The following is a 21,352-nucleotide window of genomic DNA, read 5'->3' as shown; positions in this document are numbered from 1 at the left end:
CAAGGAGGCTTACCATGCCCTGGCGGCTTAAGGAGGTGATCCCCGAGGCCCTCAAGAAGGCCGGGGGGAAGGAAAAGCTGAAGCGGGGCCTGGTGCTGGCCGCCTGGCGGGAGGTGGCGGGCAAGGAGCTGGCCCGTCTGAGCGAGCCCCTTTCCCTCGAGGGGGGCGTCCTCACCGTCCGGGTGGCTGACCCCGTCATGGCCCACCAGCTCACCTATAGCCGCCTGGCCCTCTTAAGGCGATACGAGGAGCGTTTTCCTGGAGCGGTGAAGGAGATCCGCTTCGTGGTGGGCGCCTTGGAACAGGAGGCGCCTAGCCCCCAAGAGGCTCCGGAAGATCCCGAGAGGCTCCTTTGGGCAAACCGCCGGGCCCTGGAGCTGGCGGCTAAGGCTCCGCCGGAGCTGCAGCAGAAGGTGGCCCGGGCCGCCCTGGCCCTGTTAAAACAAGACCGGGGGCAACCCTGCCCCATCTGCAATAGCCCAAGCCCCAAACACCCATGCTCCACCTGCCGCCGCCTTCTGGAAAGCCCTTGGGTGCGCAAGGAAGCCGAGCGCCTGAAGCGGGGCCGGCCCACCTCCCTTGAAGGTGAAGCCCTTCTGGTGGCCCGCCATCTGGCCCGGAAATCCCTTCTGGAGGAAATGGAGGCCCTCTTTCCCCAGGCCCTGCGGGACGTGGGGCTACGTCCCCTCCTCAAGGACCTGGCCAACCGCTTCCAAACCCTCTTCCCCGGGGAACCCTTGCCCGAGGCGGTGAAAAGCCTCTTGACCAAGGAGCCCTAGGCGTTCGGCGTTATAGGGGGCAGCACCGCATCTGCGGGGCTTCCGCCCAAGTTCTCCACAAAGAGGTCCTCGAGGTGTCCGCAAGAGCAAGCCATTAGGTCTTTAATACCGTTTTCTCATGTCTCGTTCCCCGAGTTCCACGGGCTTTTCCGGGGCCCCCACCCCGGCTTGCCCCAAGGTGGGGCCCAATCTCGCGAACGCTAATCCCTTCATTTCCTCCCCCCTTCCCCTCAACTCGGAAGCGCATCTGCTAGGCTCTAGCTCTAAACCCATAGGCCCTCAAAGCAACTTCCCCCCTCGGCAGTGGGGGAAGTTTTGCCTTCCCATCACGGTGGGCGGCAGAGGATTTGAACTTAGAGCCTCTCCGAGGGGAGGTCCACAGGGTCAGGTAACCCCCGGGTGCGCGAGGACATCCAGGGACAAGGTAAAGGGGGTATAACCAGGTGATGGGGGACGAAGAGGACGCGGTGCTCCTCCGCCGGGTGTTTTGGGGGATGAAGAGGCTCTCTTGGCCCTTTACCGTCGCCACGCTCCTTATGTGCACGCCCTAGCCCGGCGGATCCTAAGGGATGGGGAGGAGGCCAAGAGCGTCGTACAGGATACTTTCTTGCGCATATGGCAGAGGTCCGAGCGCTTTGACCCCTCCTTGGGAACACCCCGCACCTGGATCCTCACCATCGCCCACCGGCTGGCGCTGAAAGCGCTGAAGCGCCGCCGGGAGGCTCTGCCCCTCGAGGACTGGGACGCCCCCACGGAAGCGGTTGGGGATGAGGAGCACCTGGAACGGATCCAGATCTCCCGGGTGCTGGAACGCATGGATGGGGAGGAGCGGCGGCTCTTAGAACTGGCCTACTTTCACGGGTACAGCCATAGCGAGCTGGCCCTCCCGCTGGGGTGGCCTTTGGGAACGGTAAAAAGCCGCCTGCGGCGAGCGCTGGAGAGGTTAAGGGCACATCTATGACGACCCACCCCGATCCCGACACCCTTGTGGCCCTGGCCCTGGATACCCTGCCCGAGGAGCGGCGGGAAGCTATCCTACGCCACGTGCGCCGCTGCCCCTCCTGTCGGGCGGTCTACCGGGACCACCTCGAGGCCTTAGGCCACCTGGCCGCCCACCAGCCGCTGCCCATCCCTCCGGGGTGGGAGGATGAGCTACGCGAGCGGCTTACCCCCTCCCCGGCCACTCGGCACCCGGGGCTTCTCTCCCGCCGACGCGTGCTGGTGGCCGCGTTGGGGGCGATCCTCCTTAGCTGGCTTAGCTGGTTCGGCTACCGCGGAGCCTGCGCCCCTTCCACCAAGGCCCCACCCCCCACGGCGCCCCCTCCCCTGGCTGAACTAGAGGTAGCCTTGGTGGACCATACCTTCAGGCCCGATACCCTTCGGATAGCCCCAGGCACCCTTGTGGTCTTCAAGAACCAGGGCCAGGCTCTCCACACCGTAACCGAGGGCACGGGCCTTTTTGATAGCGGCATCCTGGCTCCTGGGGCAGAGTTCCGCTACGCCTTCCAGGTGCCGGGAACCTACCAGATCTACTGCAAAATCCACCCCTACATGACATTTAGCCTAGAGGTGGGGCCGTAGTCCTTCCCCGGCCCTCCGCTGGCGCCTCAGCCAGGCAAGGGGGTCCCACCATCCACCCCCTAAGGCTTAAACCCTGCCCCCTCTCCAGGCTGGCCGCACGGCTATCTTGCAGGGAAAGACCCCCCTGCTTATACAAGCCCGTTTACCCGAAAGGCCAAGGTACGGGCTGCGCCCATGGCACGAGCGGTTACGGGCGTAGCCCGGACCTTGCAGCTCGCATCTCAGGCTTGCACCTTGGCATTCCCTTGGTTTTGACCACGTGTCAGTATTTAATCCCGAGGCCCCCACCCTGGCGCAAGCCAGAGCGGGATGGTATCAGACCCCGTTGTCTTCTTTACAAAGTCTAGCCCTTCAATCCCCCGGGCCCTGCACCCTATACCCAGTCCCGCAACCCCCCCACCAAAAGCCCCAGGGCATAGACCAAGAGATCCCGGAAACCTTCCTCCCTCTACATCCTTGGCCCACCAATGGCCAACCCCTACTCCGGCCCAAACCGGTAACCACCCACAAGACTCCCCTTTGGAGCCCCTACCCTATACCCCAAATGCACCGCCAGCCTCAGCAACGGAAAGGACCCCGGATGCCTAGCGGACCTCCTTGAGGCTATAGCGGGTGCAGGGGTTACGGGGTTTGGAGAAGTCGCAGTAGATAAAGTAGGCTAACCAACCGTCCTTACGGTAGGCGATTTCTATGCGATTCTTCTCGTCCTGAAGGCTATAGAGGATCAAGTCCCCTTGGGCCACGCGGGCGAAGGTGTCCCCCCCTATGTTGGTCCTTCCCGTATGCCACACGGGGGGCAGGAGCACCTCCTTCCCCTCCTCTAGGCCCAGTCCGTCCAGGAGGTAGGTTTCCTCGCTTTTTCCCTCTGTGTCCTCCACCACCTCCGTCACCCGCCAGCGCCCGTTTCCCGCGGGCTCGATGCGGTAGTAGAGTCCCCCTAAAGCCACGGCGAACTGACGTCCATCCCCCACCTCCTTCCCGTAGCGAAGCTGCACCACCCGGTCAGCAGGGGGGGTGAAGGAGGGCTGGGCGGCGGTAAGGGTAGGCGACGGGGGCAGGGAGGGCATGCCCGGGCCCGTGCCCCCGGGCCCGGGCATGGGGTAGCCTGGGGTCTCTGGCATCCCGGGTGGGGAAGCGGGGTAGCCCGGCAGGAGGGGAGCGGAAGTGCTTCCCCCCGCCAGCTGTACCTGCCCTAGAAGCCCCTGGAAGAGGGGCTGCAGTTGGGCAAATACCTGCGCGGGCGCGGTGAGTTGCAGGGCGTAGACCCGGCCCCCATCCACGGTATAGACGGCCAGGTCCGTGTAGTTTTGGCCCTGAAAGACGATCTGGCTCAGCACCCCAAGGGCGGGCCTACCCCCAAGGGAAAGGCCCGATAGGGGCTGGCGTTGGGCCCGGATCCCCTGCTGGGCCAGGCGCTGCAGGTTGAACTGGTGGGCAAAGCAGCCCGCTCAGCCCGGAGCCCATCCCGGCGACCGCGTCAAAGTCCACCCAGCCCTGTTCCCGGAAAAACGCCTCCAGGCGCTGGATCCGGTGCCAGAGGTCATCCTTTGGGTCGCTGGAGGAAACCCGGGCGTAGCCCGTACCTCGCACACCGGGCCACCTACCGGGTTGGGCTCCTTCACCAAAACGGCGCCCGTGGAGAAGGGCACGGTCGGAGAGCTTTACCGCCGAACGAATTCCACGATCCAGGCAGCTGCCAACCTACGGCCTTAGCCGTAGGGAGGTTCAGAGGCCGGGGGAAGAGGACTAGGATGTTAGAATGGCCTGGGGTTTGAGACCCCTTCCCATGGCAGAAGGGCTTTCGTCCAGTACCCCATAGAGGCCAGGGGGGAGGAGCCTCCCCGGCCTGGCCGGAAGGGAGGCGCCTTTGTCCCTGGTGAGGATCTCCCCACGCTTCAACCGCTACGACCTGCTGGCCTTGGGGCTGGTGGTGTTTGTCCTGGCCCTGTTTCTTCAAGCTTCCAGGGAGGTGGCAGGCCCCTTTCAACCCCAGGAGATCTCCCTGAATCCCAGGCATCTCCCCGAGTACGCCCTGCGCACGGTGTTTCGCATGGGGATTGCCCTGGTGCTCTCGGGCCTATTCACCCTCATCTATGCCCCCCTAGCGGCCAAGACCCGCCTCGAGCCCCTATTGCTGTCCTTGCTGGACATCCTGCAGTCGGTCCCCATCCTGGGGTTTCTGGCCGCCACCGTGGCCGCCTTTGCCTCCCTCTTCCCTGGCAAGGCCCTGGGCTACGAGCTGGCGGCCATCTTCGCCGTCTTCACCTCCCAGGCCTGGAACATGGCCTTCAGCTTCTACCAGTCCCTGAAAACGCTCCCCAGGGAACTGGTGGAGGCAGCCACGCTTTTTAGGCTTTCCCCTTGGCAGCGCTTTGTGCGGCTGGAGCTGCCCTTTGCCCTTCCGGGACTGGTCTGGAACGCCATGATGTCCATGTCCGGAGGCTGGTTCTTCGTGGTGGCCTCCGAGGCCATCACCGTGGGGAAGACCGAGGTCCATCTTCCAGGAATCGGCTCCTACCTGGCCACCGCCATCGCCAAGGGGGACCTCACCGCTGTGGGATGGGCCACCCTCACCATGCTCCTGGTGATTCTGGCCTACGACCAGTTGCTCTTCCGGCCCCTGGTGGCCTGGAGCCAGCGGTTCGTCTACGAAGAGCGCCCGGGGGCCGCGGCGACTGGGAGCTGGCTTCTGAACCTGCTTCGCCGCACCAAGGCCATAAGCCGGGCCGTAGAGGGCTTTTCCCTTTGGTTGTTGGAGTCCCTCTGGTCGCTTGAGCGAAGGATGCCTCGAGGCTCGTGGACCCTCCCCCCTTGGGTCCTTTTGGCTCCCTTGGTCCTGGTAGCCTTTTGGGGCGGGAGGGCCCTTTGGCTCCAGATCGCCCCCTTAGGGCTAGGGGAGGTGGGCAGGGTCTTGGTCCTGGGCCTTTTAACCCTGGCGCGGGTGCTGGGAATCCTGGTTTTAGCCGCCCTCATCTGGGTCCCAGTGGGTATCCTCCTGGGCTTAAGGCCCAAGTTGGCGCAGCAGGTCCAGGCGGTGTTGCAGTTCCTAGCCGCTTTCCCGGCCAACCTCCTCTACCCCCTTTTCGCCTACCTCTTCCTTCGTTACCACCTTTCCTTAGAGTACTTCTCCGCCTTTCTCATGGTCTTGGGAACCCAGTGGTACATCCTCTTCAACGCGGTGGCGGGGAGCATGGCCCTGCCGGAGGATCTCAAGGAAGCAGCCAGGGTCTTGGGTTTGCGGGGCTGGACCCTTTGGCGCAGGCTTCTACTCCCGGGCACCTTTCCCTACCTCATCACGGGTCTCATCACCGCCAGCGGAGGTACTTGGAACGCATCCATCGTGGCAGAGGTGGTGCAGTGGGGAACCACCACCCTCGAGGCCACCGGGCTGGGAAGCTACATCGCCCAGTGGACCCTCAAGGAGGGGCAAGGACCCCATCTCTTGCTGGGCATTGTGGTCATGAGCCTGTACGTGGTCCTGCTAAACCGCTTCCTCTGGCGGCGGTTGTACCGTATGGCGGAGGAGCGGTTGCACCTATAGGGGGGAGCATGCTTTTGGTGGCTAAGGATGTGTCCAAGTCCTACCGGGCTCAGGAGGCCGCCTACCCCGTTCTACAGGGGGTAAACCTGGCCTTGGAGGAAGGGCAGATCGTAGCGCTTTTGGGCCGATCGGGGAGCGGGAAGAGCACCCTGTTGCGCATCCTGGCAGGCCTTATCCCCCCCGACAGCGGGGAGGTGTCCTTCAAGGGCAGGCCGGTGAAGGGTCCCGTGGAGGGGGTGGCCATGGTGTTCCAGAGCTTTGCCCTTTTCCCCTGGCTTACGGTGTTAGAGAACGTGGCCCTGGGCCTGGAGGCGCGGGGTGTCCCCCTTCGGGAGCGGATGGAAAGGGCCAGGGAGGCCATCGCCCTCATCGGCCTGCGGGGCTTTGAGGAGGCTTTGCCCAAGGAGCTTTCCGGTGGCATGAGGCAGCGGGTGGGCTTCGCCAGGGCCTTGGTGGTGGAACCCGAGGTCCTGCTTTTGGATGAGGCCTTCTCCGCCTTGGATCCCCTCACCGCCGAGGGGCTCCGGGGGGATTTCCTGGACCTCTGGCTGGCCGGTAGCCTTTCCACGAAGGCGGTCCTCATGGTGACCCACAACATCGAGGAGGCCGTGGCGTTGGCGGACCGGGCCCTCATCCTCCAAGGCAGCCCAGCCCGCATCGGCCGCGAGATCCCCATCCCCCTTCCCCACCCCCGCGAGCCCGAGGACCCGCGCTTTCGGTCCCTGGTGGACCAGATCTATGAGATCCTGACCCTCAGGGAGGTGGTGGAACAGAGGCTAGAAGAGGAGCTCCTGCGCCTTCCGGAGGCCCAGGTGGGGGCCCTCATGAGCCTGGCCGAGGCCATCGCCCGCTTTGGGGGGAAGGCCGACCTACCCCTTTTGGCGGAGGAGGAGGGTTTGGAGGTGGACGACCTCTTCCCCCTCCTGGAGGCCTTGGAACTCCTGGGCTTTGCTCGTGTGGAGCGGGGGGATGTGGAGCTAACCCCTGCGGGTATGGCCTGGGCTGAGGCCGGCCCGAAGGAACGCCAGGAGATGTTCGCCGAACACCTGGTGAGAGAGGTGCCGCTCCTGCGCCGCATCCACGGGTTGTTGCTCCAACGGAGGCGCCTCTCCCAGGAGCGGGTCCTGGCCTGGCTTCAGGACCATTTGCCCGCGCCCGAGGCCAAGAAGGTTCTTGGGGTAATCCTGGAGTGGGGCCGCTATGCGGGACTCCTAGGGTACGACGAACGGGCGGGGATCCTCACCCTACCCAAGGAGCCTCGAGCCCCCCAATCCTAAATGGCCCGGGCGGAGCCCAGCTGGGGTCTGACCCCCAAGGAGGCCTTGGGCCATCCCAGTAGGGAGGGCAGCCCATCCCGAAGAATGGGCTATAGAGAGCTCAGCCGGGAAGGGTCGCCTTAAGGTTGTGGTGGATAAACTAGCCCACGAGATGGACTTCATGGCGGTGGTTTTGCCCCTGTTCGTTTTCCCAAAGCGGTCCTAGGGACGGGGTTCCCGCCCTCTTCAGCTTGGGGATGCCCAAGGCCACAGGCTATGACTTTGGGGCCTTTCAGCGGAAGGGGTCCAGCCCGTCGGGGTTGCGCAGGAGGCCCGGGCCATCCCCTGGCGTATCCGTCTTCCCATACTGGAAGACCACCCGCTGGGTCTTGCGATCCAGAACCAAGACCCGGTGCCGCCAATCGTCGGTAAGGACCACGAGGCCATTCCCTAGCCCCACGGCCACCGAGGGGTGGTTGAGGCGCGCCTCCTTTCCCGTGGGGGCATAGCGCCAGAGGACGTGGCCTTTCAGGTCCAGCTCCAACACCGCTCCCGGAGACCACCAGTCCACCACCAAGACGGTTCCCCATGGGGTCAGGTTGGCGTCCGAGGGGTAGTGGAGGGGGAGGGGATAGGTGGCCAGGCGGTGGCCATTGAGGTCCACCACCGCCACGTCGTGGCCCACGATCTCTGTCACCAGGAGGCGGTCCTTGCCTAGGGGGAAGGCCCCGTTGGGCTTGTTGAAGAAGCCATCCGCGTTGCGGCAGGTGCCGGTTTGCCCGAGGACCTTGGTGAGCTTTCCCTCCGGGGTAAGGAGGAGGACGCGGCAGTTTTTGATATCGGCCACGGCCAGGAGGCCTGAGGGAAGGGGGACCAGGTCGTCGGGGTTGTTGAGCTGACCGGGACCCCGCCCGGGGCGGCCCGGTGTTCCGTAGAGCCAAAGCAGCTGGCCCGAGGGGTAGCGCACCGCACCCACCGCATCCACTTCTGGATCGGTGATGTAGGCCACGGGCCTCTTGGGATCCAGGAACACGTCGTCAGTGTAGCGAAAGGGCCGCGGTAAGGGGACGATGCGCACCAGGCGGCCCTCCCCGGAAAGCTCCACCAAGCGGTGATTTCCGGCATCCGCGATCACCAGCCCCTTATCCAGGGGCTTGGCCGCCAGGGCCGGAAGGAGGAACACCAAGAGGGTGTAGACCAGGGGGCGAGGCCTCATAGGCTAAAGGAAAGGGCCCCAACCTGAAAGGCGCCTGAAATCGGCCCAAGGGCGGCCTCCTGGGCCCGGATGCCCCTCCTCACGCCCCCATGGCTTGGACTAGGAGCAGGAGGTTTAGCCCGAGGACCAAAAGGGCCGCCGCCCAGGCCAGGAGGCGGACCGAAAAAGGCGTGGCCCAGGCCCCCATGGTGGCGGGGTCTGAGGTGAGGCGTACCAAAGGGAAGAGGGTAAAGGGAAGTTGCAAAGAGAGCACAACTTGGGAAAAGACGATGAGGGCCATGGGAGAGGCGTGCAGGGTCAGGGCCAAGGAGGCGGGGAGGACCGCCAAGAGCCGCACCAGGAGGCGGAGCCGGGCGGGGTTCGCCCGAGCCTGCAAGAACCCTTCCACCACCACCTGGGCCGCCAGGGTACCGGTGGTGGTGCTGGAAAGCCCGCTCGCCAGGAGGCCCACGCCAAAGGCCGTGGCCGCCAGGGGTCCCAAGAGGGGGGCTAGGGTGTGGTAGGCCTGGGCCAGATCCGCGATCACCAGGCCCCGCTGGTGGAAGACGGCGGCCGCCATGACCAGGATGGCGGCATTCACCAGCCAAGCTCCGGTGAGGGCCAAGAAGGTATCCACCAGGAGCAGGCGGTGTACCCGCTTCAGGTTTTCCCCTAGGCGGGTCTTCACCTGGGCCGAATGCAGGAAGAGGTTGTGGGGCATCACCGTGGCCCCCAGGATACCCAGGGCCAGGTAGAGGGCCCCTGGCTCCCCTAAGGTGGCGTTGGGAAGAAAAAGGGAGGGGAGGAGCTCGGCCCAACTCGGTTTGGACAAGGCTATCTCCACCAGATAGCTCAAGCCGATGATCCCCACCAGGGAGGTCACCGCGGCCTCCACGGCTCGGAAGCCGAAGCGCTCCAGATACAGGATGAGGAAGACGTCCAATACGGTGATCCAGGCGGCCAATACCAAGGGGAGTCCCAGGAGGAGGTTAAGGGCCACCGCCATGCCCATGAATTCCGCAAGATCCGTGGCCACCATGGCCAGAAAGGCGGTGAGGAAGAGGAAACGCCCCAGGACCCCGGGATGGCGAAGCCTCATATGCTGGGCCAGATCCAGGCCTGTGGCCACCCCTAGCCGAACCGCCAGGGACTGGAAGAGGATGGCCATGGCGCTGGAAAGGGTGACGATGAAGAGCAGGCTGTACCCGTAGCGGCTTCCCGCCTCGAGGCTGGTGGCCCAGTTGCCCGGGTCCATGTAGCCCACGGACACGATGAAACCCGGGCCCAGGTACCACCACCAGGGCCGGGGTTTAGGTAAACCTAAAAAACCCATACCGCCAAGATAGCACACTCTGGGGCCCGGAACACCCGATTTCAGGTTCCTTTAAGCTAAGGGATCCATGCTGGCCTTGGAGGTGCATATGGGAAGGCTGGTTTACAAGATGGGCGTTTTGGCCTTGGGATTGGGGTTTGGTTTGGCCTTGGGCCAGAGCGGGCAGGCCCTTTACGGGCAGTACTGCGCCAGCTGCCACCAGGCCAACGGCCAGGGTATTGCCGGCGCCTTTCCTCCCCTGGCGGGGCACGTGCAGGAGATCCTGGCCAAAAAGGAGGGACGCACCTATCTGGTGGACCTGGTCCTCTATGGCCTGCAGGGGTCCATTCGGGTGAAGGGGCAGACCTACAATGGCAACATGCCCGCCTGGGAGGCTCAGCTGAAGGACGACCAGATCGCCTCCATCCTCAACTACGTGGCCACCAGCTTCGGCAATAAACCTCCTGCCGGCTTTAAGCCCTACACCCCGGAGGAGGTGAAGAAGGAGCGGGCCAAGAAGCTCACCCCCAGCAAGGTGTACGCCCTGCGGCAATCCCTTAAGCTCTGATGGTGGCTAGGCTTCTCCTGGTGGAGGATGACCCAGACTTGGGGCGGGCCGTGGCCCAAGCCCTGGAGGAGTTCAGCTTTCAGGTGGTCTGGGTCACCTCCCAGGAGGAGGCTTGGGAGGCCCTTTGGGAGCACCCCTTTCAGGTTTTGGTTCTGGATGTCCGCCTACCCGAGGGGGAGGAAGCCGGGTTCCGCCTGGCCCAGGCATTGCGGGAGGCGGGCTTCGCCCAACCCATCCTCTTCCTCACCGCCAAAGACGCCTTGGACGACCGGCTGCGGGGGCTGGACCTGGGGGAGGACTACCTGCCCAAGCCCTTTGCCCTGCCGGAGCTGGTGGCCCGTATCCGGGCCCTCCTCCGCCGGGGGGAGGTGCGCCCCAGGCGGGTGGAGGTGGGGGACGTGGCCTTGGAGGTGGAAGCGCGGCGGGTCTTTAAGGCCGGGGTTCCGGTAACCTTAACCGCCAAGGAGTACCAGGTGTTGGAGCTTCTCTTTTTGAGCCCGGGGAGGATCTTTTCCAAAGAGGAGATCCTGGAGCGCATCTGGGGCCCCGGCTACGAGGGGGCTTCCAACCTGGTGGAGGTGTATGTGAAGAACTTGCGCAAAAAGCTGGGGGAAGGGGTCATTGAAACCGTGCGGGGCCTGGGGTACCGTGTTTCCGGATGAGCTTGGGCACCCGCCTAGCCCTAATTGCCGGGTTTCTGGCCGTGCTGGGCTTGGGGCTAGGCCTTTGGGCCTCCAGCGTGTTGCTGACCCGGCTGGCCTTAGCTGAGGTGGACCGGGCCCTCCAGCTCCAGGCCAGGGTTCTGCTGGAGGCGGCCCGGGCGGCCCCGGATCACCTGGTGCCCCCGGAGGTGGAGGACGAGGTCCTGGGAGGGGATTTCCCTGGGACGGCCTGGCTTTACCAGGGGGGAAGGCTGGTATGGCAGGGGGGCTTGGCCTCGGCCCCCGCCATGCTGCGCACCGTGGAGCAGGAGAAGGCCCGGAGCCTGGCGGGGTGGCGGGTACTGGCCCGGCAGGAGCAGGGCTACCGCCTGGTGGTGGCCCAGCCCCTAGGGGTCGTGGAGCGCTTAGCCCTCCTCTACCTGCGCCTGGGCCTGCCCCTCTCCCTTCTCCTGGGAGGGGTGACCGCGCTCGTGGCTTACTTTTTGGTGGGCCTGGCCCTTACCCCCTTGCGCCGTTTGGCCGAAGGGGCATCCCGTTTCCAGGTGGTGGAGCCCCCGGAGGGCAAGGACGAGGTGGCCCGCCTGGCCCAGGCATTCGCCAAGCTGCTCCGTACCCTTAAGGAGGAGAGGGAGCGGGAACGAGCGTTTTGGGCTCTGGCAAGCCACGAGTTGCGCACCCCCATTACCGCCTTTCGGGTGGGGCTGGAGCGCCTTCTTAGGGCCCCGAGCCTGGAACGGGAGACCCTTTCTAAGCTGAAAATCCAGGCGGAGCGCCTGGAGGCCCTGGCGGAGAACCTCCTGGCCCTTACCCGGGCTCAAGCCCAGGACCTCCATTTGGTGGAGGTGGACCTTAACGAGCTGGCCGGTGTAGTGTTTGATAGGTTTCAGCCCCTTTTCGTGGCCCGGGGCCGGGAATTGGTTTTGGAAGGCCAGACGGCATGGGTTAAGGCAGATCCGCGCCTGCTGGAGCGGGTGATGAACAACCTGGTGCACAACGCCTTGGTTCACGGCCAGGGCACGGTTTTCTTGCGAACGGGCCTGAAGGAAGGCCGGGCCTACCTGGAGGTGCAGGACGGGGGTCCAGGCCTCTCCGCCCGGGCCCGCGAAGGCCTGGGGATGCGGGTGGTGCGCCAGGTGGCCGAGGCCTTGGGGGCCGAGCTTTCCTGGGTAAACGAGAAGGGGCTCCTGGTGCGGCTGAGCTTCAGGCTCCCTTCAGCTTCTCCCCTTGCAATGGGCTCTGGAGCGGATGCTCCGGAGGTGAAGCGATGAAGCGGATCATGGGGTTGTTGGTGGCTACGGCCTTGGCTTTGGCGGCATCTACGGGTGGCCTTAAGGTGTCCAGCGTTTTTCCCCCGAGGGCGTTGCCTGCTGGGACCGCCCTGGTTTTGGAGGACGCCAAGGGGCAGGCGCTTTGGCAGACGGGAAAGGGGATGCTGCCCACGGCGGAGGAGCTCAACAAGGCGGCCTACGTGGTCTTTGCCCTTCCTAAAGGGCTCAGCTACCGCTACGCCATCGTGGGCAAGGCCTCGAGCCTCGAGGGCCTAAGGGTGCGGATCGGCAAGAACACCTACGCCCTGTCCACCCTGCTGAAAAACCGCCATGTGGCCATCGGTAAGGATGGGAGGCTTGAGGCGGTGAAGGCCTCGGCGCCCATGGCCCACGGCGGAGCCCATGTCTCCACGGCTGCGCCCAAGAAGCCCTAGGGGGGTTATACTGGGTTAGGGCGATGGAGTCCGCCTGAACCGCCCGCGAGGGCTGATGACTCCTACCGGCGTGCCGGTAGGAGTTTTTCCTTCATCCGGAGGGGGCCATGGTTAAGGGTGCAAAGATCCCAGAGAAGATCCCTAGCCTCATGGGGCCTTCTTCGCTAACCTACCCAGAGGTTTCCAGGCCATCCTACTTCCCGGACCTCCATCTGGACGAGTTGGAGGGGCTTCTTTTCTCGGCGCAAGCCGGATACGGCCTCGAGGGGTTCTTCCGTAGCCCCCTAAGGGATGGGGCTTCCCTGGCCCACCGCCAGGCCGTGGCCCGGGAGCTTGAGGAAGGGGAGGCCTCGCTCCCCCTTAGGGGCTTCCTGCGGACCATGGAGGCGGTGCGGGGGTTCCTGGGGCTCGCCGAGAAGACCCGGCACTCCTGGCAGAAGGCCCTCTACTTTTTGCAGGCGGCCGGCGCCTACATCGGGGGGCTTGAAAGCCTAAGGGGGGCCTGGGAAAAGGCTTTCCCGCGCTCGCAAGGGCTCAGGTCCTACGCGGCCTACCTGGTTGCCTACCAGGAGGACCCGGCCTTCTCGGCCTTTCGCCAGGAGGTGGCGGAGGCCAAGGAGGGCTTGGATGAGGTGCGCTATAGGCTTCACGTGCACGAGGGGCGCCTCGTAGTTCAGGCCTACCAGGGCGGGGAGGACTATGGGGAACGGGTCAAGGAGACCTTCCGCCCCTTCTTCGGGCCTGGGGGTTCCAAAGTACCCCGCCTCCCCCAGGGGGGGGCAGAGGCAAACCCCTGGCTGAACCACATCGAGGAATGGATCCTGGACCGCCTGGCGGAGCTCTTTCCCCAGGCCTTTGCCCGTGTGGGCTCCCTATATCAGGGGCACCAGAGGTTTGTAGATCCGGTCCTGATGCAGCTGGAACGGGAGGCCCGCTTCTTCCTGGCCTACTTGGACTTCATCGCCCCCTTGCGCAAGGCGGGCTTGCCTTTCACTTACCCCGAGGCCGGGGAAAACCCTCCCTACTTCGCCCAAGAGGCCTTTGACCTCGTCCTGGGGGCCAAGCTGGTGGCGGAGGGCAAAAAGCCGGTGCTTAACGACTTTCTGGTGGAGGGGGAGAGGATCCTCTTGGTCAGCGGGGCCAACCAAGGGGGCAAGACCACCTTCGCCCGCATGGTGGGCCAGCTCCACCACCTCTTCGCCCTGGGCCTTCCCGTGCCCGGAAGGAGGGCGAGGCTTAGCTTGCCTGAGCGGATCCTCACCCACTTTGAGGCCCGGGAAAACCCTGAGGATCCCAGGAGCAAGCTGGAAGCGGACCTGGTGCGCCTTAAGGAGCTCTTGGATCAGGCTAGCCCACAGTCCCTGGTCCTCTTAAACGAACCTTTGGCCTCGGCGGCCTTGCTGGATGCCCGAGCCATCGGTCGGTTTCTCCTGGATAGGCTCAGGGAGAAGGGGAGCCTTACGGTGATGGTTACCTTCCTGGATGAACTAGCCCGGCTTAAAGGGGTTAAGAGCCTGGTGGCGGAGGTGAACCCCAAGGACCCTGCCCAGAGGACCTTCCGAATCCGGGAAAGGCCCGCCGACGGCAAGGCCTATGCCCTTTCCCTGGCGGAGACGTATGGCCTTACGTATGACGCCTTACGGGGGCGTTTAGGAGGTGGCGCGTGAGGGTAGGCCTGTTACATCCCCAAGAGGACCTGGACCTAAGTAGGCCCCTCCCCTTCGCCTGGGAGGAGGTGGAGCACGACCTTGGTCTAGGAGCGGTCTTGGAGGCCATGGCCGAGGGGGATTCCTTCTTGGAGGAGGTGGCCCGAAAGGTATTGGCGCAGGGGCTGGCCTTAGACCCCGCGGCCATCCTCTACCGGCAGGGGAGCGTAAAGGAGGCCCTAGCCCAGCCCGAGCTGGTGGAAAATCTCTACCGCCTGGCCCACAAAACCTTAGAGGCGAAGCGCCGGGAAAGCTGGGGCCTTTTCCGCCGAGACCGCCCGGATCTCTACGGGGGCATAAAGGCCATGGAGGCCCTGCTGCGGGGCTTAAAAGAGCTGCTAGGGCTTCTTCACGCCTCCCCAGGGGATGGTCGCTTTTTTTCCCCGGGGTTTTCGGAGCTTAGCGCCCGCCTGGCCCAGCACCTCACCCCGCGGTTTTTCCAGGAAGCGGAAGCCCACCTCCAGGCTCTGCGCTTCCCGCGCGGGGTATGGATGGCAGCCCGCTTGGGCCCGGAGGGGAGGGGGCAGGATTACGTGCTCCTCAACCCCTCCCCGCCCAGGCGGCGTTGGCCTTTGGGGAGAGGGCCTAAGGCCTTTACCCTCACCCTCCACCCCCGGGATGAATCGGGGGCGAGGATCCTGGGGGAGATACGGGAACATGGGGTCTACGCGGCCGCTTGGGCCTTGGCCGCGGCGGTGGAGGAGGTTACCCGGTTTTTCGAGGCCCTTAGGGCCGAGGTGGGCTTCCTCCTAGGGGCCGTACACCTCTTCCGGCGCCTCCAGTCCCTGGGTCTTCCCCTGGCCTTTCCCTTTCCCAGCCGGGGGACGCGCCTAGCCTTCCGCAACCTGTACGATGTGGGCTTGGCCCTACGCCAAGGCCATGCGGTGGGCAACGACCTCGAGGCCCATGGGAGAAACCCCATCCTGATCACCGGGGCCAACCGGGGGGGCAAGACCACCTTCCTAAGAAGCCTGGGCCTCGCCCAGCTCATGATGCAGGCCGGGCTTTTCGTAGGGGGGGAGGCCTTCGAAAGCGGGGTGGTGGACGGCCTTTTCACCCACTTCAAGCGGGAAGAGGACCCGGCCTTGGAGGCGGGCAAGCTCGAGGAGGAACTGAAACGGCTGAGCCGCCTGGTGGACCGCCTAACCCCTGCTCCCCTTTTCCTCTTCAACGAGAGCTTTGCCGCCACCAACGAACCGGAGGGATCGGAGCTTGGGGTTGGGGTGATCCGGGCCTTGGTGGAGCGGGGGGTGCGGGTGGTGTTCGTCACCCACTTCTACACCCTGGCCGCGGCCTTCATGGGAGATCCAAAGGCCTTTTTCCTGAGGGCAGAGCGGCTTCCCGACGGCCGGCGCACCTACCGCTTGCAGCCGGCTCCACCCGAGCCCACCGCCTATGGCCAGGACCTTCTGCGCCAGATCTTCGGCCATGGGACGTAGGGAACCCACGCCTCCGCTTTGGAGCCCCTCCTCGCCCCAGGTGGCCAGAAACCTCTGCCAGTTGCTGCCGAAGCCGTTCCAGGGTTTGCATCCTGAGGATTTTTGCGATGTGGATTTAAAAGCCCTACGATCCCTACCTCCTAAGGCGGGCCAGGAGGCCCAAAAGGGCCATAAGGGCTAGACCCTCGGCCAGGAGGGCAAAGGCCATCACCTGACCAGGGGAACGGTCGTAAAGGAGCCCCATGGCCACGCTGCCCAAGAGCCAGGAGAGGCCAAAGGTGGTGTCAAACAGCCCATAGGCGAAGGCGGTGCCTCCAAGGCGGCCCACCCCGGCCCGCATCACGCTTTCCTGAAGGCCCACGGCCCCGCCCCAAAGTAGGCTTCCTAGCCACCAGAGGCCCGGGCCATCGCCTAGGAGGAGGACCGGGGAGGCCAGGGCCAGAAGGGGTGCCAGGAGGAGGAGCCTAAGACCCCAGCGGTCAAAGAGGAAGCCCGCCAGGAGGGCAAAAAGGGCATCGGCTCCCATGGCCAAAGCATAAAAAAGGGGGATGTGCACCGGGTCCGCCCCCGCTTTACCCAGGTGGAAGGCCAGGAGCTGAAAGTGGACCAGGCCCAGGGCAAAGAGGGCGGTGTAGGCGAGGTATAAGGGCAGGTTCGAGGCCAGGCCCGGGCTTGGGCTTGTTCTCTCCTCCTTGGGTTCCAAGCCTTTAGCGCCCGAAAGGACCAAAAGGGCCAGGAGGGCGGGAAGAAGCAGGAGGGCAAAGCCCATGCGGTAACCCCCAAGGGCCACGCCTAAGGCCACCAACAGGGGGCCGAGGACAGCCCCCACCTGGTCCATGGTCTCGTGCACACCAAAGGCCTTGCCATACCCCACCTTCTCCCCAGCCCTGGCCAGGAGGGCGTCCCGGGCGGGAGTACGAAGCCCTTTGCCAAAGCGTTCCAGGAAGAGGAGGAGGCTAGCCCAGGCGGCGCTTGGGGCCAAGGCCAGGGCGGGAACCGATAGGAGGTTGACGGCATAGCCCAGGTAAAGGAGGGGCCAGTGGAGACGGAAGCGGTCGGCAAGGCGCCCAGAGGCTAGCCGGGTCAGGTAGCCCAAAAACTCTCCCACCCCCGCCACCAGGCCCACCAGGGCCCCGGAAGCCCCCAAAGCGCCCAAAAAGGCCCCGGATATACTCCGCCCCCCTTCGTAGGTGAGGTCCGCAAGGAGGCTCACTAGGCCGATGGCCACCACGAACCGCCAGGCTGGGTTCATGCTTCCTCCAAGGTTGGGGCAACGTTCCCTCCTTGCGGAGAGGCATGGCAAGCCGCACCCTCTAGAGTATAGGCCTTTAGACGCCTTTTTGGCCTGCGGCGGGGGAGGGCATGCCACCTTAGCCTCTGACCATCCCCTGACCGAGCCCCTATAGCCTGCAGGTGGTATGAAGCGTACCATAGCCGTCCTTGCCCTGGCCTAGGGCTTGCTCCGGCCCAGGAAGTTCAGGTTCTAGGCGTTTTCACCTTACCCCCCACGCCCATCCAGCGGCTGAACCCCCATCTGGGCCTAGCAGAGGTGGCAGCTAGCCTGGAGGCAGGCTGGCCCACGTCGGATCGGCCGGCCTTGGGCTCGGGGCTTTTCCACCTGGGCAATGGCCGGTTCGTGGGGGTAACCGACCGCGGGCCCAACGGGGATTCCCCTGACAAGAAGGGCAAGTATTTCCCCCTGCCCCGCTTCACCCCGAGCCCCCTCTTCTTCCGTTTGGAGGGAACCGGCATAGTCCTGGAAAGGTCCTTGCCCTTACAAAACCTGACCGGTAAGCCCCTCAGCGGTCTTCCCAACCTGCCCGGGGAGAATCTTCCCTTCCGGGACAAGGCCTGCCGGGAGCCCTTGGCCCTGGACCCGGACGGCCTGGACGTGGAGGACGTGGCGGTGGCCCCCAATGGGGGTTTTTGGCTGGTGGAGGAGAACTCCCCTTCTCTGGTGTATGCCAACCGGCAAGGGCGCATCCTGATGCGGTATGTACCTCAGGGATTGCGCCTTAACGCCAGCTACCCCGTGCGGGACATCCTGCCCTCCATCCTCCGCCAACGTCGGAACAACCGGGGCTTGGAGAACCTGGCCCTTTCCGCGGACGGCAAGACGGCCTGGATCATCCTGCAAAGCCCCATTGGGCCCACTTCAGACCCCGCTTTTGACCGGAGCCTGGTAGCCCGGGCGGTCCGGCTGGATGTGAGCGATCCTCTGCGGGCCCGGGTGACGGGCCTTTACCTGGTGCCCTTCTCTGATCCCGCCGACTATCCCAAACCAAACCGCCCCTGGGACATGAAGTTCAGCGCCGCCACTTGGCTTAAGGACCAGCAGATCCTCCTTCTGGAACGGGCCGAGGGGGGTGCCCGGATCCTGGTAGTGAACTTTGGCCAGGCCACCAACCTCCTGGACCGGCCTGATGGGGATACCGACCGTCTGGACCGGGCGGGGGTGGACTATGCCGCCTTGGGGGTTATCCTTCCCACCCGGCGCCTGGTCTTGGAAACCTGGAGGTTGCCCCAGTTTGACACGGATAAGTTGGAGGGGATAGCCCTTCTGGAGGATGGTCAGACCCTGGCCATTGTGGATGACAACGACTTTGCCATCACCGGAAAGGAGGGTCCCTCCAGGCTTTGGCTGGTGCGGCTCCCGGAAAGGCTCCGCTAGCCCCTGGCCATGCGGAACTTCCCACCCTGGCCAACGCCAGGGTGGGCCCTACTTAACAAGGGTTCCTCCTCAAGGGCTCGCCGCTGGGGGCGCGAAGGAGGCTGCCTCTAAGGTCTTGAGAAATTTTAGGGATGGGGTTGGGTCCTCCCGCACCTCCAACACCAGGGTGCGGTCCAGATAGGGGGGAAGCCATATGCTATGGCCCAGGACTCCTTCCCCCAGTTGCCCGTGGCCGTCATAAACGCCGTCGTTATCGTTCAGATGGAGGTGTCCCGGGTCCAGGGCCAACCAGGGGGTGGGATCGGGGGTCCGGCTGAACACCCGGGCGTAGGCGGCATCAAAACAGAAACCCAGTTCAGGGTAGGCCACCAGGAGGGGCTCCAGGCCCTCGGGCCCAGGCTCGTGGGTGTTTTCCAAAAAAAGCTCCACTCCCAGGAGGAAGGCCCTGCGCACCACAGGCTTTAGGGCCTCCACCAGCCTTTGTGCCCGCTCCAGGGCTTCCTTCGGCGTACGGCCGTGGGGGATGCCGGAGTGGAAAACCGCCCGGTCCGCCTCCAGCTCCGCGGCCCTTTCCAGGCCGAAGAGGAGGCGTCTTAGGGTGAGGGTCCTGATCTCGGGGTCGGGGGAAAGGAGGTCCAGGTTCCAAAAGGGTAGGTGCACGGAAAGGGGATAGGCCACCCTTTCCCGAAGCCTTTGGAAAAGGCCGTCGTCCAGGAGGTGGGCGGGGTCCAGGTACACCTCCAGGCCCACCCCTAGGCCCTCGAGGGCATCCGCCCGCTCCAAGGCCTCGGCCACCGACAGGGCCACTCTTACGTCCATAGGTCTACCTTAGGAGGCTTCCGTCAGGGTCTGGTCAGCCGGGGTGGAATAGAAAACCCCTGCCCTTTTGGAGCAGGGGGCTAAGGGATTCTTACCTAGCGCATGCCCCTAGACCTTACAGGGAGCGCTTCAAGAGGGTTTCCCAAGTGGGATTGGGGTTCAGCTTCAACAACTCCTGGGCATTCACCTGTTTCCCCCCTTGGACCGCAACCCGCCACACCCTTATGAGATTGGCCTGGGGATCGTAGGTGACGGAAAAGAGGTTTTGCTTGCCCTCCAGGTAGCGGGCGATGGCGGGATCCTCTTGGGCGGCCCGTTCCACCAACTTCGGACCCCATACCCGGAGGTGGAAGAAGAGGGCCCCTCCGTAGTTGGCGCCTGCCAGGGCCTTGAGGGCGTTCTTGGTGAGGGCGTAGTTGACCTCGGGGCTGGCCTGACCCCCGAAGATGAGGGCTACGGCCTCTTCCTTTGGGCTAAGGGCGGGCACCTCTTCCGGGGCGGCGAAAGCGGTCACCTGGAGCTGACGCCGGCCCTCCAGGTCCAGGTAGCTGGAGGCCATGGACCCCACCAGGGCGGCGCAGATGCTGGTGTTGTTGGTGAGGATGTGGAGGCTATTCCACTTCATCTCCTCGGCCATCACCTGGCCAAAGGCCTTGCCGGTGTAGCCCCGTAGGACCATGTGCTCCCCAAGGGTCAGGGGCTGGGCCAACCCACCTTCCACAGCCGATAGAAAGATGGCAGACATCGCGAGCTTCCTCAAGGTCATACTCTTACCTCTTTAAGGGGCTGTTTCCCGTTAGCCCCTCTAATCATACCTAGCCGGGGTATATGGGTTCGTTCCCAAATGCACAATCCCCTGGCAAGGTGGGTAGCGAAGGTATTTCCTCCAGGTGGACTCGCCCTTGCGCTAAAACCTATACGGGGATGGGGTTTGCGCCAAGCAAGCTGGAGGCCCCGGAAAGGGCCTTGGACCGCCCCCCGTGGGTCTTGGAGGCCATAGCCGTAGCCAAGGGTTTGGGCAAAAGGGGACCGGGTTTCGAGACCCGGTCCCTTCAGCTAGAGCCCCCTAGCGCAGGGCTTGGGCAAAGGCCTGGGCCATGTTGAGGATCAGGTCCCGATAGGAGGCAGCCTTTTCCCCAAGGGCATCCACCAACACCACCTCGAGGCCCATGTTCCGTGCCAAGGGCTCCGCCTGGGTCTTGGCGGGGAGGGGTGCCAGGAGGTGGCGGACCCCCTTTTCCTGGGCCAGCCTCCTGGCCTCGGCCACCGCTTTGGCCGAGGCATCCGGGGCCTCAGGGTTGGGCACCACCACGTAAAGGATGGGGATTTGGTAGCGCTGGGTGAAATAGCGGAAGGGGTTTCGCAAGGCGATAACCCCGGCCTTTGACCGGACCTTCAAATAGTTGGCCACCTCCTTATCCAAATCCTGTAGGGCCTTTTCCAACCTTTGAGCCTTTACCTGGTAGAGGGCTTTTCCGGCCGGGTCCGCCTTGGTTAGGGCTTCCGCCAAGGGGGGCACGACCCTGGCCATGAGCACTGGGTCCACCCAGATGTGGGGGTCGGGTCCCGCTGGGGTGGCGATGAGGTAAGCCCTCACCGCGTCCGCCACCTGGAAGACGGGCACACTGAGGTTGTTGGGACGGACCAGTTTGTCCACCACCCACTTGTCCAGGCCAGCCCCGTTGGCCACCACCAGCCTGGCCTGGGCCACCTCCTTCACCTGAGAGGGGGTGGGTTCGTAGACGTGGGGGTTGAAGGATGGGGGTACCAGCACGCTGACCTGCATCCGGTCTCCCACCAGCTCCTGGAGCAAGAACCGGTAGGGCTCTATGGTCACCACCACCGTGGGCTTCTGGGCGAAAGCCGCCGCCATCACCAGAAGGAAGGCCATCAAGGGGGCTCTCATGTTCCACCTCCGGCCCCACCGTATACCCGGCGGGGGTACGGCTTATTGATACTGAGTTATCGTTTACTTTGTCAACACCCCCACGGGGCTGGGAGGAGGGGCCACAGGGGGTTTAGCCCCTTCCTGATGGACCCCCGACACGGACCGCGTACCCACATGCACGCCGCCTTTGCCCAGGGGGCTACGGGGCGGTGAAGGGCCCCGAGGAGCTGGCC

At 64.5% G+C, this 21,352-nt stretch carries 19 protein-coding genes and 1 riboswitch; of the genes, 12 read left to right on the top strand and 7 right to left on the bottom strand.

Going from position 1 to position 21,352, the window contains the following annotated elements; genetic code table 11:
- Positions 1 to 14: 14 nt before the first annotated feature.
- From L0D18_RS09945 to L0D18_RS09935, 3 genes are all read left to right on the top strand, one after another.
- Complete coding sequence (locus L0D18_RS09945) at positions 15 to 779, top strand: DciA family protein (RefSeq protein ID WP_243028761.1); 765 nt, start codon at positions 15 to 17, stop codon at positions 777 to 779.
- Positions 780 to 1,287: 508 nt separating this feature from the next.
- The gene (locus L0D18_RS09940) at positions 1,288 to 1,740 is read left to right on the top strand and encodes a sigma-70 family RNA polymerase sigma factor (RefSeq protein WP_243028760.1); all 453 of its coding nucleotides are present in this window, start codon (positions 1,288 to 1,290) and stop codon (positions 1,738 to 1,740) included.
- Positions 1,737 to 2,360: a cupredoxin domain-containing protein gene (locus L0D18_RS09935; protein WP_279232333.1), complete on the top strand. Its 624-nt coding sequence runs from the start codon at positions 1,737 to 1,739 to the stop codon at positions 2,358 to 2,360. The genes L0D18_RS09940 and L0D18_RS09935 overlap by 4 nt, the downstream gene beginning before the upstream one ends.
- A 584-nt stretch (positions 2,361 to 2,944) precedes the next feature.
- Here L0D18_RS09935 and L0D18_RS09930 read toward each other — a convergent pair.
- Positions 2,945 to 3,697 carry a hypothetical protein gene (locus L0D18_RS09930; protein WP_243028759.1) on the bottom strand — a complete coding sequence of 251 codons (753 nt, stop codon included), beginning with the start codon at positions 3,695 to 3,697 and terminating at the stop codon, positions 2,945 to 2,947.
- Between the two features lie 539 nt (positions 3,698 to 4,236).
- On the opposite strand from L0D18_RS09930, the gene L0D18_RS09925 reads away from it, so the two are divergent.
- Both L0D18_RS09925 and L0D18_RS09920 read left to right on the top strand, forming a co-directional pair.
- Positions 4,237 to 5,901, top strand: a complete 1,665-nt coding sequence (locus L0D18_RS09925; RefSeq protein ID WP_341474593.1) for an ABC transporter permease — start codon at positions 4,237 to 4,239, stop codon at positions 5,899 to 5,901.
- 8 nt (positions 5,902 to 5,909) lie between these two features.
- Positions 5,910 to 7,178 carry an ABC transporter ATP-binding protein gene (locus L0D18_RS09920; RefSeq protein WP_243028757.1) on the top strand — a complete coding sequence of 423 codons (1,269 nt, stop codon included), beginning with the start codon at positions 5,910 to 5,912 and terminating at the stop codon, positions 7,176 to 7,178.
- A gap of 271 nt (positions 7,179 to 7,449) precedes the next feature.
- Here L0D18_RS09920 and L0D18_RS09915 read toward each other — a convergent pair whose 3' ends face one another.
- A complete protein-coding gene (locus L0D18_RS09915) occupies positions 7,450 to 8,373 on the bottom strand; it encodes an NHL repeat-containing protein (RefSeq protein ID WP_243028756.1) in 924 nt (307 codons plus the stop codon).
- 79 nt (positions 8,374 to 8,452) lie between these two features.
- Positions 8,453 to 9,685: an Nramp family divalent metal transporter gene (locus L0D18_RS09910; protein WP_243028754.1), complete on the bottom strand. Its 1,233-nt coding sequence runs from the start codon at positions 9,683 to 9,685 to the stop codon at positions 8,453 to 8,455.
- Positions 9,686 to 9,773: 88 nt separating this feature from the next.
- Between L0D18_RS09910 and L0D18_RS09905 the strand changes: the two genes are divergently transcribed.
- The 6 genes from L0D18_RS09905 (at position 9,774) to L0D18_RS11975 (ending at position 15,741) form a co-directional block, all read left to right on the top strand.
- Positions 9,774 to 10,232 carry a c-type cytochrome gene (locus L0D18_RS09905; protein ID WP_243028752.1) on the top strand — a complete coding sequence of 153 codons (459 nt, stop codon included), beginning with the start codon at positions 9,774 to 9,776 and terminating at the stop codon, positions 10,230 to 10,232.
- Positions 10,232 to 10,894: a response regulator transcription factor gene (locus L0D18_RS09900; RefSeq protein WP_243028750.1), complete on the top strand. Its 663-nt coding sequence runs from the start codon at positions 10,232 to 10,234 to the stop codon at positions 10,892 to 10,894. Before L0D18_RS09905 ends, L0D18_RS09900 begins: the two co-directional genes overlap by 1 nt.
- A complete protein-coding gene (locus L0D18_RS09895; RefSeq protein WP_243028748.1) occupies positions 10,891 to 12,162 on the top strand; it encodes a sensor histidine kinase in 1,272 nt (423 codons plus the stop codon). The genes L0D18_RS09900 and L0D18_RS09895 overlap by 4 nt, the downstream gene beginning before the upstream one ends.
- A complete protein-coding gene (locus tag L0D18_RS09890) occupies positions 12,159 to 12,596 on the top strand; it encodes a hypothetical protein (RefSeq protein ID WP_243028746.1) in 438 nt (145 codons plus the stop codon). The genes L0D18_RS09895 and L0D18_RS09890 overlap by 4 nt, the downstream gene beginning before the upstream one ends.
- 10 nt (positions 12,597 to 12,606) lie before the next feature.
- Positions 12,607 to 12,668: riboswitch (Fluoride riboswitch) on the top strand.
- Positions 12,669 to 12,703: 35 nt separating this feature from the next.
- Complete coding sequence (locus L0D18_RS09885; RefSeq protein ID WP_243028744.1) at positions 12,704 to 14,263, top strand: MutS-related protein; 1,560 nt, start codon at positions 12,704 to 12,706, stop codon at positions 14,261 to 14,263.
- Positions 14,260 to 15,741, top strand: coding sequence for a MutS-related protein (locus tag L0D18_RS11975; RefSeq protein ID WP_243028742.1), 1,482 nt, complete (start codon positions 14,260 to 14,262; stop codon positions 15,739 to 15,741). Before L0D18_RS09885 ends, L0D18_RS11975 begins: the two co-directional genes overlap by 4 nt.
- 133 nt (positions 15,742 to 15,874) lie before the next feature.
- Here the strand turns inward: L0D18_RS11975 and L0D18_RS09875 are convergent, their stop codons facing one another.
- Positions 15,875 to 16,993, bottom strand: a complete 1,119-nt coding sequence (locus L0D18_RS09875) for an MFS transporter (protein ID WP_243028741.1) — start codon at positions 16,991 to 16,993, stop codon at positions 15,875 to 15,877.
- Between the two features lie 297 nt (positions 16,994 to 17,290).
- Between L0D18_RS09875 and L0D18_RS09870 the strand changes: the two genes are divergently transcribed.
- Complete coding sequence (locus L0D18_RS09870; RefSeq protein WP_243028740.1) at positions 17,291 to 18,412, top strand: esterase-like activity of phytase family protein; 1,122 nt, start codon at positions 17,291 to 17,293, stop codon at positions 18,410 to 18,412.
- A 69-nt stretch (positions 18,413 to 18,481) separates the two neighbouring features.
- Here the strand turns inward: L0D18_RS09870 and L0D18_RS09865 are convergent, their stop codons facing one another.
- The 3 genes from L0D18_RS09865 to L0D18_RS09855 all read right to left on the bottom strand — a co-directional run bounded on the left by L0D18_RS09865 (position 18,482) and on the right by L0D18_RS09855 (position 21,137).
- On the bottom strand, positions 18,482 to 19,231 hold the full coding sequence (locus tag L0D18_RS09865) for a sugar phosphate isomerase/epimerase family protein (RefSeq protein ID WP_243028739.1): 750 nt from the start codon (positions 19,229 to 19,231) through the stop codon (positions 18,482 to 18,484).
- 115 nt (positions 19,232 to 19,346) lie between these two features.
- A complete protein-coding gene (locus tag L0D18_RS09860) occupies positions 19,347 to 19,976 on the bottom strand; it encodes a hypothetical protein (RefSeq protein ID WP_243028738.1) in 630 nt (209 codons plus the stop codon).
- 321 nt (positions 19,977 to 20,297) lie between these two features.
- Positions 20,298 to 21,137, bottom strand: coding sequence for a metal ABC transporter substrate-binding protein (locus tag L0D18_RS09855; RefSeq protein WP_243028737.1), 840 nt, complete (start codon positions 21,135 to 21,137; stop codon positions 20,298 to 20,300).
- Between the last annotated feature and the right edge of the window lie 215 nt (positions 21,138 to 21,352).

Origin of the sequence: Thermus albus, assembly GCF_022760855.1 — a bacterium.
Classification (GTDB): Bacteria; Deinococcota; Deinococci; order Deinococcales; family Thermaceae; genus Thermus; species Thermus albus.
This window is presented reverse-complemented; position numbering and strand designations above follow the sequence as displayed.

Bases quoted from the DNA above. Each gene is read 5' to 3' on its own strand.
- L0D18_RS09935 (WP_279232333.1), top strand. From the start codon at position 1,737: ATGACGACCCACCCCGATCCCGACACCCTTGTGGCCCTGGCCCTGGAT.
- L0D18_RS09905 (WP_243028752.1), top strand. From the start codon at position 9,774: ATGGGAAGGCTGGTTTACAAGATGGGCGTTTTGGCCTTGGGATTGGGG.
- L0D18_RS09945 (WP_243028761.1), top strand. From the start codon at position 15: ATGCCCTGGCGGCTTAAGGAGGTGATCCCCGAGGCCCTCAAGAAGGCC.
- L0D18_RS09910 (WP_243028754.1), bottom strand. From the start codon at position 9,685: ATGGGTTTTTTAGGTTTACCTAAACCCCGGCCCTGGTGGTGGTACCTG.
- L0D18_RS09890 (WP_243028746.1), top strand. From the start codon at position 12,159: ATGAAGCGGATCATGGGGTTGTTGGTGGCTACGGCCTTGGCTTTGGCG.
- L0D18_RS09875 (WP_243028741.1), bottom strand. From the start codon at position 16,993: ATGAACCCAGCCTGGCGGTTCGTGGTGGCCATCGGCCTAGTGAGCCTC.
- L0D18_RS09855 (WP_243028737.1), bottom strand. From the start codon at position 21,137: ATGAGAGCCCCCTTGATGGCCTTCCTTCTGGTGATGGCGGCGGCTTTC.
- L0D18_RS09900 (WP_243028750.1), top strand. From the start codon at position 10,232: ATGGTGGCTAGGCTTCTCCTGGTGGAGGATGACCCAGACTTGGGGCGG.
- L0D18_RS09920 (WP_243028757.1), top strand. From the start codon at position 5,910: ATGCTTTTGGTGGCTAAGGATGTGTCCAAGTCCTACCGGGCTCAGGAG.
- L0D18_RS09860 (WP_243028738.1), bottom strand. From the start codon at position 19,976: ATGTCTGCCATCTTTCTATCGGCTGTGGAAGGTGGGTTGGCCCAGCCC.
- L0D18_RS09885 (WP_243028744.1), top strand. From the start codon at position 12,704: ATGGTTAAGGGTGCAAAGATCCCAGAGAAGATCCCTAGCCTCATGGGG.
- L0D18_RS09895 (WP_243028748.1), top strand. From the start codon at position 10,891: ATGAGCTTGGGCACCCGCCTAGCCCTAATTGCCGGGTTTCTGGCCGTG.
- L0D18_RS09865 (WP_243028739.1), bottom strand. From the start codon at position 19,231: ATGGACGTAAGAGTGGCCCTGTCGGTGGCCGAGGCCTTGGAGCGGGCG.
- L0D18_RS09915 (WP_243028756.1), bottom strand. From the start codon at position 8,373: ATGAGGCCTCGCCCCCTGGTCTACACCCTCTTGGTGTTCCTCCTTCCG.